Here is a 15331-nt window from a genome sequence, read left to right as displayed (position 1 = left end):
AACACAGCAACAGAGGTATGAAATGATAACAGCAAAAGATGTGGCTAAGGCCCATAAAATATTAAGAGGGGTCGTTGTTAATACGCCTCTTGAATACGACCACTATTTATCTGAAAAATATGGGGCAAAAATTTATTTGAAAAAAGAAAACGCCCAACGCGTTCGTTCTTTCAAGATTCGTGGAGCGTATTTTGCAATTTCTCAACTATCAAAAGAGGAGCGTGAGCGTGGGGTTGTTTGTGCTTCAGCAGGAAACCATGCCCAAGGGGTTGCCTATACTTGTAATGAAATGAAGATTCCTGCGACTATCTTCATGCCGATTACAACACCGCAACAAAAGATTGGACAAGTCCGCTTCTTTGGTGGGGACTATGTAACGATCAAGTTGGTCGGGGATACCTTCGATGCTTCAGCTAAGGCAGCACAAGAATTTACGCTTGCAGAAAAACGAACCTTTATTGACCCATTTGACGATCCACATGTACAGGCAGGTCAAGGGACAGTAGCTTATGAAATCCTTGAGGAAGCTCGAAAAGAGTCGATTGACTTTGATGCTGTCCTCGTTCCTGTTGGTGGAGGAGGGCTCATTTCAGGTGTGTCTACCTACATCAAAGAAACGGATCCTCGGATTGAAGTCATTGGGGTAGAGGCTGAAGGAGCCCGCTCCATGAAGGCGGCTTTTGAAGCAGGTGGTCCCGTCAAACTACCAGAAATTGATAAGTTTGCAGACGGGATTGCTGTGCAAAAGGTGGGACAATTGACTTATGAAGTGACCCGCCAGCATGTAGAAACCCTTGTTGGGGTCGATGAAGGCTTGATTTCAGAGACCTTGATTGATCTTTATTCCAAACAAGGGATCGTAGCTGAACCAGCGGGAGCGGCCAGTGTGGCATCCCTTGAAATCTTGCGCGAATACATCAAGGGGAAAACCGTTTGTTGTATTATTTCAGGTGGGAATAATGATATTAACCGCATGCCTGAAATGGAAGAACGGGCTTTGATCTACGATGGAGTAAAACACTACTTTATCGTCAACTTCCCACAACGTCCAGGAGCTCTTCGAGAATTTGTAAATGATATCTTAGGGCCAAATGATGATATCACACGTTTTGAATACATCAAGCGCGCTAGTAAGGGAACAGGCCCTGTCTTGATTGGGGTTACTTTAGCCAATAAACATGACTATGCAGGCTTGGTCAACCGTATCGAGCGTTTTGATCCGTCTTTCATTAACTTGAACGGCAATGAAACACTCTATAATATGCTCGTCTGAGTATCATACAGAAACAATCGACCATTTAAGCAATATATTTTTAAGGAATATATTGCTTTTTTATCAATACTTGTGATATGATATGCGTAAATTAAAAGGAGGAACTTTTTATGCCTGGATTTATTATCTTTGTTTTATTCTTGCTACTGGTTGCAGGATTCATTGTGATTAGCTCACTATATGTGGTCAAGCAACAATCCGTTGCCATCATCGAGCGCTTCGGACGTTATCAAAAAATTAGCGATAGTGGCATTCATATGCGAGCGCCTTTTGGTATCGATAAAATTGCAGCACGAGTTCAATTGCGCGTCTTGCAGAGTGAGATCGTGGTTGAAACAAAAACTCAGGATAACGTATTCGTTACCATGAATGTGGCTACGCAATACCGAGTGAACGAAAGCAACGTAAAGGATGCCTACTACAAGTTGATGCGTCCAGAATCACAGATTAAATCATACATTGAAGATGCTTTGCGTTCTTCTGTTCCCAAGTTGACCTTGGATGAATTATTTGAGAAAAAAGATGAAATCGCCCTTGAAGTTCAAAAACAAGTGGCAGAAGAAATGTCAACTTATGGATATATTATTGTAAAAACCTTGATCACCAAAGTTGAGCCAGATGCCGAAGTGAAACAATCCATGAACGAGATTAATGCGGCGCAAAGAAAGCGCGTGGCAGCTCAGGAATTGGCAGAAGCAGACAAGATCAAGATCGTTACTGCTGCCGAAGCTGAGGCGGAAAAAGACCGCTTGCACGGGGTCGGTATTGCCGAGCAACGGAAGGCTATTGTCGATGGATTGGCAGACTCTATTAAAGAGTTAAAAGGAGCCAATGTAGACTTGACCGAAGAGCAAATCATGTCTATTCTGTTAACCAATCAGTACTTGGATACCTTAAATAATTTTGCAGATAAAGAAGGGAATAATACGATTTTCCTACCAGCTAACCCAGATGGCGTCGAAAACATTCGTACACAAATATTATCAGCCCTGAAAGCAAAGTAAACTTTTTCTCATTTTTTAAAAAAGGTTCGTATTTTCAGCGATTTTAGTTGACAAAATGTGCAAAACAATTTATATTAGTATTGGAAATAATAATATAGGAGAAAGATCATGGCTAAATCGAACTTTGAAAAAGTAGAATCAGTTGTTGGATGGGTACGCGATAAGAAAATTACGGGATATCGTATCAGTAAAGAAACAAATGCCCGTGAAATGTCTATCATTGCCTTGGCTCAAGGACGTGCAAAAGTGAAGAACATCTCGTTTGAAACTGCACTCGGATTGATTGATTTTTATGACAAAAATCATCAAAAATTCGAAGATTAATTTGTTGTTCCAATTAAAAACCAGAGAGGCTTCCTCTCTGGTTTTTTTCTATGCCTTAAAAGAAGAGGAGGTACAAAAAACAGCTTGCTTCCATACTGGTAAGCAAACTGTTTCAAGAGATTAGTGTAAGAAGCGTTGAAGGAATTCCTTGGTCCGTTCTTCTTTGGGATTACTAAAGATTTCTTTTGGATCTCCCTGCTCAGCAATGACCCCCTTGTCCATGAAGATGACACGGCTAGAGACATCGCGGGCAAATTCCATTTCGTGGGTTACGACGATCATGGTCAAACCTTCTTTAGCGAGGTCCTGCATGATTTTCAAAACTTCCCCAACCATTTCAGGGTCCAGGGCGGAAGTTGGTTCATCAAAGAGGATGGCATCAGGATCCATGGAAAGGGCACGCGCGATAGCAACCCGTTGTTTTTGGCCTCCTGAAAGTTGTTTCGGACGGGCAGCCCAATATTGAGATCCCATACCGACTTTTTCAAGGTTTTCTTTGGCAACTTTTTCTGCGGTTTCACGATCACGCTTGAGGACAGTTGTTTGTGCAACGATCGTATTTTCCAAGACATTTAAATTTTCAAAAAGATTAAAGCTTTGGAAAACCATTCCCAATTTCTCGCGGTAGTGGGTAAGATCATATTCAGGGTCAAGAACATTTTGCCCACGATAGAGAATCTCTCCAGCAGTAGGAGTCTCTAGAAGATTGATGGAGCGAAGAAAGGTTGATTTTCCGCTACCTGAGCTCCCGATGATGGAGATCACCTCTCCTTTTTCAACCGTAAGGGAAATATCTTTCAAGACTTCATTTTGACCATAAGATTTTTTTAAATGTTGAATTTCAAGAATTTTTTCTGACATTATTTCACCTCATTGACTTGCATTTGATTGGCACCTGTAGTATAAGTATCAGAATCTAAGCGACGTTCGATGTAGCGAAGGATTCGTGTGATAGTAAAGGTGAGAACGAAGTAAATCACAGCGATGATCGTAAAGGTTGGGAAGTATTGGTAGTTTTGAGTTGCGACCGTATTTCCTGTAAAGTACAGTTCAACTACAGAGATAACATTTAAAACAGATGTATCCTTGATGTTAATAACAAATTCATTCCCTGTTGCTGGCAAGATATTGCGAACAACCTGTGGAAGGACGACCTTGCGCATGGTTTGTCCATGGGTCATTCCTAGAGCAGTCGCTGCTTCAAACTGACCTGGATCCACTGCTAAGATCCCACCACGAACAATCTCACTCATATAAGCTCCGGTATTGATGGATACGATAAAGATGGCGGCCCAGGTACGATCCAAGGAAATGTTGAAGGCTTGGGCGGAACCGTAGAAAATGACCATGGATTGAACGATCATCGGAGTTCCACGGAAGATTTCAATGTAGACATTGAGGAACCACCCAAAGGCAGTTTGGCATCCAGCAAGAAATTTATTTTTAGCCTTTGGAGCTGTCCGGAAGACACCGATTAACAAACCGATAATCAACCCAGCAATGGTCCCTGTCATGGAGATTAAGAGGGTCATACCAGTTCCCCGTAGGAACTGTGGACCATTATCCTTTAAAATCTTCATCATTTGGCTAAAGAATGTCTGCTTATCATCACTAGCATCACTGGAAGCTGGTTGCTTCTTAATCATATCATCCATGAGTTTGACTTGGTCTTCAGACGAAATCTTAGCTAGTGCGGCATTGACTTGATCAATTCTAGTGTCACCCTTCTTCATCCCGATAGCGATAGTCGCATCTTCTTCCCCAACTTCAAATCCTTTTTTGAATTGAATCATCTTAAATTTAGAATTAGCGGACTCGGCGGTTAGGGCTTCGGGACGTTCAGAAACATAGGCATCAATAACACCCGATTCTAAAGCTTGACGCATCTGGGCAAAATCACCCATTGCAGTTTCTTGTTTCGCACCCTTGAGTTGGGAAATGAGAGAATAGAGGTAGACCCCTTGTTGAGAGGTGACCTTTGCATCCTTAAAGTCATCTAAGGTAGTAGCATTTGCATAGTTTCCATCTTTACGAACGAGCATGACCGGTTCACTGGTATAGTAGCTCTTGGAGAAGGCGACCTCTTTTTTACGTTCAGCGGTTGGACTCATCCCAGCGATAATCATATCGATTTTACCAGAAGTGAGGGCTGGAATTAAACCGTTCCAAGATGTTTTTACGATCAGAGGTTTTTTACCTAACTCCTCAGCAACTTTTTTGGCGATTTGGACATCGTACCCATTGGCATATTGATTGGTACCGTCAATTTTAACAGCTCCATTTGCATCATCTTCTTGGGTCCAGTTGAAAGGAGCGTAGGCTGCTTCCATTCCGATTCGTAAATAGTCATCTGCATGAGCAACCTGTGTGATCCCCAGGCAAATGAAAAGCCCTGTTAAGAGCGCGAATAATGTTTTTTTCATTTTTTCTCCTCTTCCTTATTTTAACTTCTCCTATTGTACAGTAAAATAGGCGGCATTTCAAACATGGTCCTCTTTTTATTTAAAAAATGCTTTAATAATACAAAGGAGCGTGATCAAATGAAAAAGTATTTGTATGTTTTTTTCGCCTTTCTGGCCTGCCTTTTTGTCAGTCAGAATGTCCATGCATCTAGCCCATCTTATGATGTAGTTTACTATGGTGGAACTTTGACCTTGGACACCTGGGACGACGCCACCTATGAGGAAGAACTGGTTTATTATTTCAAAGATTCTTATAGAGGGCAGTATGTTAGCCTAGGAACTGCGGGGAACATGCCACAAGGCTTTGCAATTGAGATACCGCCAAAGGTTGAGGTGGAAGGTCGTGATCTTCAAAGAGAACCCGAGATTACGAATCTAGGTGATGGCTACCGGGTGAAAATTTATAACAGTGGTGTGGCGACAGATACAGTTAAAATTAAAGTCACATGGAAATTAAAAAATCTTCTTTATTCACACAAGGATATCTTGCAGTTGAACTGGAAACCAATTACTGATGGTGATCAGAAGGTGGATGAAGTTCAATTTCGTGTCATTCCTAAGTTCGCACCAGCCAATGCCCAATCGGAACTGTATATCCATACAGCCTTTATGGGACCAGATGTGACTGTAAAAAAAGAAGATGGAATCTATTCTGCTACTTTCTATAACTTAGGCAAGGGAAAAGCGGTGGAGTTGTATGGATACTGGTTGAAGTCAGACTTATCTACTTTGTATGATTCTGGTCGAAATACAGGATTGACCAAATTGGATGAATTTCATAAGAACCAAGCCAAAATTGAACAAGAAAAATACTGGACACGCATGTTTTGGAAATGGATATTGCCAGCCTTAATTATTGCACTCTGGCTTCTTTCTCTCTTGGGTCGCAATCGGTTCAAAAAAATGATTTGGCCTGGTGTTACCTATCCGACCGATACTCGTCTTTATGAGATTCCACAGGACATTGCACCTCTGATTATGAGTTCGGTTGTTTATTCAGCTGAACTAGATGAGGCTTCCCCTACCAATAAAGAGAAGGCGACTCCTCCGGTATTTACATTTGAAAAAATGCTTCAAACCACTTTGCTGGATTTGATGGATCGTGGAGTGATTGTCTACGAGCAACAAGGAAATGAAGTCGTTTTGACCAGGAAGTCTCATGGACATGTGGATGATTTTGAACGCTCTTTTATGAATATGGCTTTTGGGGATCAGGTTTCCTGTACCGTTAAAGATCTCTTTAAGAATTATGAATTTAGTGATGACGTATACAAACATGCCAAAAAAGCAGATCAAGATGCTATTCGTTCGCTAGGAAGTAGGGCTCAGGCTCACTTTGATACGGCTGTCAACCAAGTGGCCCGAGATGTTCATCGCAAGGTGGAAGATCTCCATTTGCCAAGCTACTATCGCCCTTGGAGCAGAAATCTTTGCCATCTTTGTTCTGGGGTGGTTCTCTGTTCCTTGTTTAATTGCAATTTTGACGCTTTGGTTTTTGCCAGCACGCTTCAATGGCGTCTTTAAGGCCTGCCTACGAGATGGGGTTGTCAATGTTGCGGGTGCTGAGCAACGCTATTACTGGGATAGTTTTGGTCGGATGTTAAAAGAGATTGCTCACCTCAACGATGCAGAGTTGCAGTCTCTTGTCCTATGGAACCGATTATTGGTCTATGCGGCCTTGTATGGTGTAGCCGATCAGGTCACAAAGGTCATGAAACTTCGGAATATTCAGTTAGAAAATCAAGCCTTAAACGCCTTCGTTTACACCCCATTCTATCATGATGTGACCCACTCAAGTCATGCCATGTCTACTTATGGATCGACAGCATCGACAGCTAGTCATTTCACAGTTTCTTCTGGTAGTGGAGGAGGCTTCTCTGGCGGAGGAGGCGGAGGAGGCTTTGGTGCCTTCTAAGCAGTATTAAGAATGGTCTTAGTCTCTCTTTCCCTTCTAGTTTGGAAGGCCTGGTCCAGTCCATAGATTTATGATATAATAGAGCAAATGTAAGTTTAGGAGAAAAAGATGTTTCTGATCGAATTAATCAAGGCGGTTCTTTTTGGGATTGTCGAGGGGATTACAGAATGGTTACCGATCTCAAGTACAGGTCACTTGATTCTGTTACAGGATTTTGTGCAGTTTAAAAATCAAGATCCAGCCTTTATGGAGATGTTCAATGTTGTGATCCAATTGGGAGCGATCCTAGCGGTTGTGGTGATTTATTTCGATAAATTATATCCCTTCAAACCTGGTAAATCTCCACTAGAAGTACGTCGAACTTGGCAATTATGGGCAAAAGTTGCGGTTGCAACCCTTCCGCTTGTCTTTGTTTTTAAATTAGATGATTGGTTTGAGGCGCATTTCCACAATTCGATTTCCGTTGCGATTATGTTGATCACCTACGGGATTGCCTTTATCTATCTGGAAAGACGGGAACAAGTTGAGCCAGCAGTAACGGAGTTGCATAAGCTCCCTTATCGAACAGCTCTTTATATCGGACTCTTCCAAGTTTTATCGCTATTTCCAGGAACAAGCCGTTCAGGTGCTACGATTGTAGGTGGTTTGATCAATGGTGTTAGCCGCCCAGTGGTGACAGAATTTACCTTTTATTTGGGGATTCCAGCCATGTTTGGGGCTAGCCTCTTAAAGGTTGGAAAATTCGCTCTTGGCGGACATTCACTAGCACTGGGGCAACTCTTTATTCTACTGGTAGCGATGGGAGTGGCCTTTGTGGTCAGCATGTATGCCATCCGCTTCTTGACAGATTATGTGAAAAATCATGATTTCACCGTCTTTGGGAAATACCGGATCGTTCTTGGTTCCATCTTGCTATTGTATGGACTCTTCCGTGTTATTTTCTAAGAGAAGGCTTGAACTTGATCAAATTGTTTTCTGAGGTTGGAGACTTTTGTCCCGACCTCTTTTCGATGCATCCTTTTTTTGAATTCTATCCAATTTTTTAGTATAATAGTAAGACTAGAAGTATGAGGTTATGCTATGAAGATGAAGCAAATTAGTGATTCAACAATTAAGATCACGATCCAACTAGAAGACTTAGAAGAACGTGGAATGGAAATTGCTGATTTCCTTGTCCCACAAGAAAAAACAGAAGAATTTTTCTACGCTATTTTGGATGAACTCGAAATGCCAGAAAGCTTCCTGGATAGCGGGATGCTGAGTTTTCGTGTGACACCAAAACCAGACAAATTGGATGTTTTTGTTACCAAATCAAAAATTGACCAACAATTGGATTTTGAGGATTTGTCAGATCTTCCTGATATGGAAGAGTTGTCGCGCATGACGCCAGATGAATTTATCAAAACCCTGGAAAAAACAATCTCTGATAAGACAAAAGGGGATGCAGAAGCCATTCACCATTTGGAACAAGAAGAGTTGCGGGACAATCAAGAACAAGATCCTACATCTGAAGCACCAGTAAGTCAGTATATTTATTACATTTTGCGTTTTTCAAATATCCAGCAAGCAGTTGCCTTTTCAAAAACGGTCAGCTTTCCAGTGGATACCTCTGAATTATACAAAATGGGATCTGATTATTATTTAACCGTCTTGATCGATACAGAGGATCAACCAAATCAATATCCAACCTGGTTACTGGCCATCATTCGGGAGTATGCGGATGATTCAGAAGTGACACGAGCTGTTCTGCAGGAACATGGTCACTTACTAATGGTGTCTGGTGCAATTGAGAATTTGAAGAAAGTTGCTAGCTTATGATGTCTTTTTCCTTGCAATTTGTTCTGGTGCTGATTGGAACTTTTATGATTGCCTTGGTATTGACGCCCTTGGTTCGCTTGTTCTCCTTTAAGATTGATGCCGTAGATTATCCGAATGCGCGTCGGATCAATACCAAGCCCATGCCAAGCGCGGGTGGACTGTCTATTGTGATTGCTTTTTCAATTGCGACTCTCATCTTTATTCCTATGCTGACATCCACTACCGCACCAATCAAAAGTTACCTATCTTATACCTTGCCGGTCGTGGGCGCAGGATGGATTATCGCTCTCACAGGCTTGATCGATGATGTAAAAGAGTTGTCTGCCAAGAAAAAGATGATCGGCATCCTGCTCGCAGCGAGTCTGGTCTGGTTTTTGACAGATTTTCGGCTGAATGATTTCAAGATTCCATTCGGTGGTCCCTTACTTCATTTTGAACCGTGGCTTTCTTATCTTTTGACAGTGATTTGGATTGTTGCTATTACCAATGCGGTCAATCTGATTGATGGATTAGATGGCTTGGTGAGTGGGGTCTCTATTATTTCCCTAGTGACAATGGGGATTGTATCCTATTTCTTTCTACCAGTACCCAATCTCTTTCTGACCATGACGATCTTTGTCTTGGTTGCGTCCATCGCTGGTTTCTTTCCCTTTAACTACCATCCGGCCATTCTCTATTTGGGAGACACCGGTGCCTTGTTTATCGGATTCATGATTTCTGTTTTGTCCTTGCAAGGTTTGAAAAATGCGACAGCTGTTGCAGTAGTCACCCCAATGATTATCCTTGGTGTACCGATTACAGATACCTTTTTAGCCATTATCCGTCGGACCCTGTCTGGTCAAAAATTCTATAAACCGGATCGCAATCACTTGCACCACCGACTTCTGTCTCTGGGCTTGACACATCGGGGAACTGTATTGGTGATCTATGGAATCTCGATGATTTTCTCCTTGATTTCTCTCTTGCTCAACATCTCGAGTCGCATTGGGGGCGTCCTACTTGTGATCGGGCTCTTGTTTGGAGTAGAGTTGTTAGCAGAATTGATTGGGGTTTTAGGGCCACATCATAGTCCTTTGTTAAATGTTCTGCGCTATATAGGGAATTCTTCCTATCGGGAGGAAGTTCGTCAAAAACGAAAAGAAAAAACTAAATAAGAATAGTTCTAATCAAAAGAAAAGCCATTTAGGCTTTTTTTTGATATACTTGAAAGGTAAAAAAATACTTTGTGATGAAGGAATCGATGCTTTGAGAACCTTCTAGACTTCAAAGTAAAAAGAAAGGGAATGCAATGTCGACATTAGAAATTAAAGACCTTCACGTTGAAATTGAAGGCAAAGAAATTTTAAAAGGTGTAAACCTGACCCTAAAAACTGGTGAGATCGCAGCCATCATGGGACCAAACGGAACAGGGAAATCTACTCTGTCAGCTGCCATTATGGGAAACCCAAACTATGAAGTAACTAAAGGGGAGATTCTGTTTGATGGTGTCAACATCTTGGAATTGGAAGTAGACGAACGTGCACGGATGGGCTTGTTCCTTGCCATGCAATACCCTTCAGAAATCCCAGGAATTACGAATGCAGAATTTTTACGTGCAGCCATGAATGCTGGTAAAGAAGAAGACGAGAAGATCTCTATTCGTGATTTTATCAAAAAATTGGATGAAAAGATGGAACTGCTCAACATGAAAGAAGAAATGGCAGAACGCTATTTGAACGAAGGCTTCTCTGGTGGTGAGAAAAAACGCAATGAAATCCTTCAATTGTTGATGTTGGAACCAACATTTGCCCTTTTGGATGAAATTGACTCTGGTTTGGATATCGATGCTCTTAAGGTCGTATCTAAAGGGGTTAATGCAATGCGGGGTGAAGGTTTTGGAGCTATGATCATCACCCACTACCAACGTTTGTTGAACTATATTACTCCTGACGTCGTTCATGTGATGATGGAAGGCCGTGTCGTGCTTTCAGGTGGGCCAGAATTGGCTGCACGCTTGGAACGTGAAGGCTATGCCCAACTTGCAGAAGAACTCGGTTACGACTATAAAGAAGAACTATAACCTGATGACAAGTGATCTAATGTTGTCATAAAATCAAACAGATAGTATCTTTATTAGGAGAAAAAAATGAGTATTGAAAATATTACCCTCTTTTCGGAACTGCATGCTGAGCCAAGCTGGCTGCAGGATTTACGAAAAAAAGCTTTTGACAAGATCGATCAGTTGGAATTGCCGGCCATTGAACGCGTCAAATTCCACCGCTGGAATCTTGGAGATGGGACGATCACAGAAAGCGAGGCTTCTGCCAATGTTCCTGATTTTACAGCCCTCGATTCAAACTTAAAATTGGTCCAAGTTGGAACTCAAACTGTATTTGAACAGGTGCCACAAGCCTTGGCAGACCAAGGAGTCCTTTTCACAGATTTCCATACTGCCCTAGAAGAAATTCCGCAGGTGGTAGAAGAATACTTCATGTCTTCAGTCAAATACGACGATGATAAACTAGCAGCTTACCACACAGCTTATTTTAATAGTGGGGCTGTCCTTTATATTCCAGATAATGTTGAAATTTCAGAACCAATTGAAGGCATTTTCTACCAGGATAGCGACAGTGATGTACCTTTTAATAAACACATTTTGATTATCGCAGGCAAAAACAGCAAGTTCAGCTATTTGGAACGCCTAGAATCAAAAGGTGATGGCTCAGCAACAGCAACTGCTAATGTGACGGTTGAGGTGATTGCCCGCTCAGGTGCCCAAGTGAAATTTGCGGCGATTGACCGCCTGGGTGAAAATGTCACAGCCTACATCAGTCGACGTGGGAAACTAGGTCAGGATGCCAGCATTGATTGGGCTATCGGTGTTATGAACGAAGGTAACGTGGTTGCAGATTTTGACAGTGACTTGGTTGGAAACGGAAGTCATGCAGATTTGAAAGTCGTTGCCTTATCAAGCGGTCGTCAGGTGCAAGGAATTGACACACGCGTGACCAACTTTGGTTGCAACTCGATCGGAAACATCTTGCAACACGGGGTTATTCTTGAAAAAGGAACCTTGACCTTCAACGGAATTGGTCATATTATCAAGGGGGCTAAAGGAGCAGATGCTCAGCAAGAAAGCCGTGTCTTGATGTTATCGGATCAAGCGCGTTCAGATGCCAACCCAATCCTCTTGATTGATGAAAATGATGTCACAGCAGGCCATGCTGCATCGATCGGTCAAGTGGACCCAGAAGATATGTATTACCTCATGAGTCGTGGTCTGGATCAACACACAGCAGAACGCTTAGTGGTGCGTGGTTTCTTGGGATCTGTTATTGTTGAAATCCCAGTTAAAGAAGTACGTGATGAAATGATTGCTACTATCGAAGAAAAGTTATCTCAACGCTAAGGAGAAACAATGCTAGATAAAAATACGATTGCTCAAGATTTTCCCATTCTCGATCAACTAATTCACGATGAGCCTTTGGTTTATCTAGATAATGCAGCGACGACGCAAAAACCTAAACGTGTTCTTGAAGCAGTCAATCACTATTATTTGCAAGATAACGCCAATGTCCATCGTGGAGTCCATACCTTGGCTGAACGAGCGACAGCAGCCTATGAGGCGGCGCGTGAGAAAGTCAGAAAATTTATCAACGCTTCATCAACCAAGGAAGTGCTCTTTACAAGAGGAACAACGACCGGACTCAACTGGGTAGCCCGCTATGCAGAAGAAGTCCTAAAGGAAGGGGATGAAGTCCTGATTTCCATCATGGAACATCACTCCAACATCATTCCTTGGCAGCAAGCCTGCAAGAAGACGGGAGCAAAACTGGTCTATGTCTATCTAAAAGATGGCTTACTGGATATGCAGGACTTAAAGAGCAAGCTTAGTGAGAGGACAAAATTTGTCTCCATCACCCATGCTTCGAATGTCTTAGGGGTGGTCAATCCGATCAAGGAAATTGCCCAATTAGCCCATGAAGTTGGAGCGATAATGGTCGTAGATGGGGCTCAATCAACCCCTCACATGGCCATTGATGTACAAGACTTAGATGCGGATTTCTTTGCTTTTTCTGGCCATAAGATGGCTGCACCAACAGGGATTGGTGTCCTCTATGGGAAGGAAGCAATCTTAGAGCAAATGTCTCCGATCGAGTTTGGGGGCGAGATGATTGACTTTGTTTACGAGCAATCTGCCTCTTGGAAGGAATTACCTTGGAAATTTGAAGCTGGAACACCTAATATGGCGGGAGCAATTGGTCTTGGTGCAGCGATCGATTATTTAGAGGAGTTGGGAATGGACCAGGTAGAAGCGCATGAGCAAGAATTGATTGCCTATGTGTTTCCAAAATTACAGGCTATCGAAGGCTTGACCATCTATGGTTCCCAAGACTTAGCCCAACGTTCTGGCGTCATTTCCTTCAATCTAGGAGATCTCCATCCGCATGACTTAGCAACAGCATTAGATTATGAAGGGATTGCTGTTCGTGCAGGTCACCACTGTGCACAACCGCTCCTTCAATACCTACAAGTCCCAGCGACAACGAGAGCAAGTTTTTATCTCTACAACACCAAAGCGGACTGTGATAAATTAATTGAGGCATTGATCAAAGCAAAGGAGTTTTTCAATGGCACTTTCTAAATTAGATTCGCTGTACATGGCGGTCGTAGCTGACCATTCAAAACACCCCCACCACCAAGGACAGATTGAAGATGTTGATCAGATCCAACTCAACAATCCAACTTGTGGAGATGTGATCCAGTTGAGTGTGAAATTTGATGAGAATGACAGGGTGGAAGATATTGCCTTTGTGAATTCAGGTTGTACGATCTCAACGGCTTCAGCTAGTATGATGACGGATGCTGTAATGGGAAAAACAAAAGAGGAAGTCGAAGAATTGGCACAGGTCTTTTCAGAAATGGTCCAAGGCCAATCAGATCCTCGCCAAGAGGAGTTGGGAGATGCAGCCTTCTTATCTGGAGTCTCAAAATTCCCACAACGGATTAAATGTGCAACCCTCTCCTGGAATGCTCTCAAAAAAGCGATCGAACGTAGCAAATAATTAAAAGAAGAAACAGAGAAAGAAAGGAAATTATGGCTGAAGAAAGAGTCGAACCGAAACCAATTGATCTCGGTGAATATAAATTTGGATTTCACGATGACGTTCAACCCATTCTCTCTACCGGGAAGGGATTGAATGAAGCGGTTATTCGTGAATTGTCTGCAGCAAAAAATGAACCAGAATGGATGCTCGAATTCCGTTTGAAATCTTTTGAAACCTTCAAAAAGATGCCCATGCAAACCTGGGGAGCCGATCTATCAGAAATTGACTTTGATGATTTGATCTATTATCAAAAACCTTCGGATAAACCTGCCCGTTCATGGGACGAAGTTCCAGAGAAAATCAAGGAAACCTTTGAGCGTATCGGGATTCCTGAAGCGGAACGTGCTTACCTAGCAGGGGCTTCTGCTCAGTATGAATCAGAAGTGGTTTACCACAATATGAAAGAAGAGTTTGAAAAGTTGGGGATTATCTTTACCGATACGGATTCTGCCCTAAAAGAATACCCAGACCTTTTCAAACAGTATTTTGCGAAGTTAGTACCACCAACGGATAACAAATTGGCTGCCCTCAACTCAGCAGTCTGGTCTGGTGGAACCTTCATTTATGTACCAAAAGGCGTAAAAGTAGACGTTCCCCTTCAAACTTACTTCCGTATCAACAATGAAAATACAGGTCAGTTTGAGCGTACCTTGATTATCGTGGATGAGGGAGCAAGTGTTCACTATGTGGAAGGCTGTACAGCACCGACCTATTCGAGCAATAGCCTCCATGCAGCGATTGTTGAGATCTTTGCCTTGGACGGTGCATACATGCGTTACACGACCATCCAAAACTGGTCAGACAATGTCTACAACTTGGTCACCAAGCGGGCCAAAGCTCAAAAAGATGCCACGGTTGAGTGGATTGACGGGAACTTAGGAGCGAAGACAACCATGAAGTACCCATCTGTTTATCTGGATGGAGAAGGAGCGCGTGGGACCATGTTGTCCATTGCCTTTGCGAATGCAGGTCAACACCAAGATACAGGTGCCAAGATGATCCACAATGCCCCTCACACTAGCTCGTCTATCGTGTCCAAATCCATCGCGAAGGGTGGCGGAAAGGTAGACTACCGTGGACAAGTTACCTTTAACAAAAATTCCAAGAAATCAGTTTCTCACATCGAGTGTGACACCATTATCATGGATGATTTATCTGCATCAGATACGATTCCATTTAATGAAATCCACAACTCACAAGTTGCTTTGGAGCACGAAGCCAAGGTTTCAAAAATCTCAGAAGAACAACTTTATTATTTGATGAGTCGTGGTCTGTCTGAATCAGAAGCGACAGAAATGATTGTCATGGGATTTGTAGAGCCCTTTACAAAAGAACTTCCAATGGAATACGCCGTTGAGTTAAACCGACTCATTAGCTACGAAATGGAAGGATCTGTAGGATAATTCGTTTTAATAGCAAAATAAAATCACAATGGATTTGACTCCATT

Annotated in this window: 15 protein-coding genes; 13 read left to right on the top strand and 2 right to left on the bottom strand. The window is 42.4% G+C overall.

Annotation, left to right across the window (positions count from 1 at the left end; all coding sequences use genetic code 11):
• The first annotated feature begins 22 nt into the window (after window positions 1-22).
• The 3 genes from ilvA to SM122_RS05280 all read left to right on the top strand — a co-directional run bounded on the left by ilvA (window position 23) and on the right by SM122_RS05280 (window position 2601).
• Complete coding sequence (gene ilvA, locus SM122_RS05290; RefSeq protein ID WP_195487450.1) at window positions 23-1273, top strand: threonine ammonia-lyase IlvA; 1251 nt, start codon at window positions 23-25, stop codon at window positions 1271-1273.
• Between the two features lie 110 nt (window positions 1274-1383).
• Entirely contained in the window at window positions 1384-2277 is an 894-nt protein-coding gene (locus tag SM122_RS05285) for an SPFH domain-containing protein (protein ID WP_049475093.1), read from the top strand.
• Window positions 2278-2385: 108 nt separating this feature from the next.
• Entirely contained in the window at window positions 2386-2601 is a 216-nt protein-coding gene (locus tag SM122_RS05280) for a capsule biosynthesis transcriptional regulator (protein WP_003004771.1), read from the top strand.
• A gap of 120 nt (window positions 2602-2721) precedes the next feature.
• Here SM122_RS05280 and SM122_RS05275 read toward each other — a convergent pair whose 3' ends face one another.
• Together SM122_RS05275 and SM122_RS05270 are read right to left on the bottom strand one after the other, a co-directional pair.
• A complete protein-coding gene (locus SM122_RS05275) occupies window positions 2722-3462 on the bottom strand; it encodes an amino acid ABC transporter ATP-binding protein (protein WP_049498720.1) in 741 nt (246 codons plus the stop codon).
• Entirely contained in the window at window positions 3462-5024 is a 1563-nt protein-coding gene (locus SM122_RS05270) for an ABC transporter substrate-binding protein/permease (protein ID WP_195424583.1), read from the bottom strand. Before SM122_RS05270 ends, SM122_RS05275 begins: the two co-directional genes overlap by 1 nt.
• A gap of 117 nt (window positions 5025-5141) precedes the next feature.
• Here SM122_RS05270 and SM122_RS05265 point away from each other — a divergent pair, with 117 nt between their 5' ends.
• The 10 genes from SM122_RS05265 to sufB all read left to right on the top strand — a co-directional run bounded on the left by SM122_RS05265 (window position 5142) and on the right by sufB (window position 15286).
• Window positions 5142-6587, top strand: coding sequence for a DUF2207 domain-containing protein (locus SM122_RS05265; RefSeq protein ID WP_324737854.1), 1446 nt, complete (start codon window positions 5142-5144; stop codon window positions 6585-6587).
• Window positions 6472-6978 (top strand): DUF2207 family protein, encoded by a 507-nt coding sequence (locus SM122_RS05260; protein WP_324737901.1) that lies wholly within the window; start codon window positions 6472-6474, stop codon window positions 6976-6978. Before SM122_RS05265 ends, SM122_RS05260 begins: the two co-directional genes overlap by 116 nt.
• A gap of 108 nt (window positions 6979-7086) precedes the next feature.
• Window positions 7087-7923, top strand: coding sequence for an undecaprenyl-diphosphate phosphatase (locus SM122_RS05255; protein WP_013904699.1), 837 nt, complete (start codon window positions 7087-7089; stop codon window positions 7921-7923).
• 135 nt (window positions 7924-8058) lie between these two features.
• Complete coding sequence (gene mecA / locus SM122_RS05250; RefSeq protein WP_003004768.1) at window positions 8059-8796, top strand: adaptor protein MecA; 738 nt, start codon at window positions 8059-8061, stop codon at window positions 8794-8796.
• The gene (locus SM122_RS05245) at window positions 8793-9950 is read left to right on the top strand and encodes a glycosyltransferase family 4 protein (protein ID WP_070595575.1); all 1158 of its coding nucleotides are present in this window, start codon (window positions 8793-8795) and stop codon (window positions 9948-9950) included. Before mecA ends, SM122_RS05245 begins: the two co-directional genes overlap by 4 nt.
• Before the next feature lie 134 nt (window positions 9951-10084).
• Window positions 10085-10855: a Fe-S cluster assembly ATPase SufC gene (gene sufC / locus SM122_RS05240; RefSeq protein ID WP_003004238.1), complete on the top strand. Its 771-nt coding sequence runs from the start codon at window positions 10085-10087 to the stop codon at window positions 10853-10855.
• A 66-nt stretch (window positions 10856-10921) separates the two neighbouring features.
• Window positions 10922-12184 carry a Fe-S cluster assembly protein SufD gene (gene sufD, locus SM122_RS05235; RefSeq protein ID WP_324737853.1) on the top strand — a complete coding sequence of 421 codons (1263 nt, stop codon included), beginning with the start codon at window positions 10922-10924 and terminating at the stop codon, window positions 12182-12184.
• 9 nt (window positions 12185-12193) lie between these two features.
• On the top strand, window positions 12194-13420 hold the full coding sequence (locus tag SM122_RS05230) for a cysteine desulfurase (protein WP_324737852.1): 1227 nt from the start codon (window positions 12194-12196) through the stop codon (window positions 13418-13420).
• Window positions 13407-13841: a Fe-S cluster assembly sulfur transfer protein SufU gene (sufU, locus tag SM122_RS05225; protein WP_003010276.1), complete on the top strand. Its 435-nt coding sequence runs from the start codon at window positions 13407-13409 to the stop codon at window positions 13839-13841. Before SM122_RS05230 ends, sufU begins: the two co-directional genes overlap by 14 nt.
• 32 nt (window positions 13842-13873) lie before the next feature.
• The gene (gene sufB / locus SM122_RS05220) at window positions 13874-15286 is read left to right on the top strand and encodes a Fe-S cluster assembly protein SufB (protein WP_003010279.1); all 1413 of its coding nucleotides are present in this window, start codon (window positions 13874-13876) and stop codon (window positions 15284-15286) included.
• Window positions 15287-15331 lie beyond the last annotated feature (45 nt).

Source organism: Streptococcus gingivalis (assembly GCF_035544715.1).
Taxonomy (GTDB): domain Bacteria; phylum Bacillota; class Bacilli; order Lactobacillales; family Streptococcaceae; genus Streptococcus; species Streptococcus gingivalis.
Note: the sequence above shows the minus strand (reverse complement) of the source record. Positions and strands in the feature narration are given on the sequence as shown.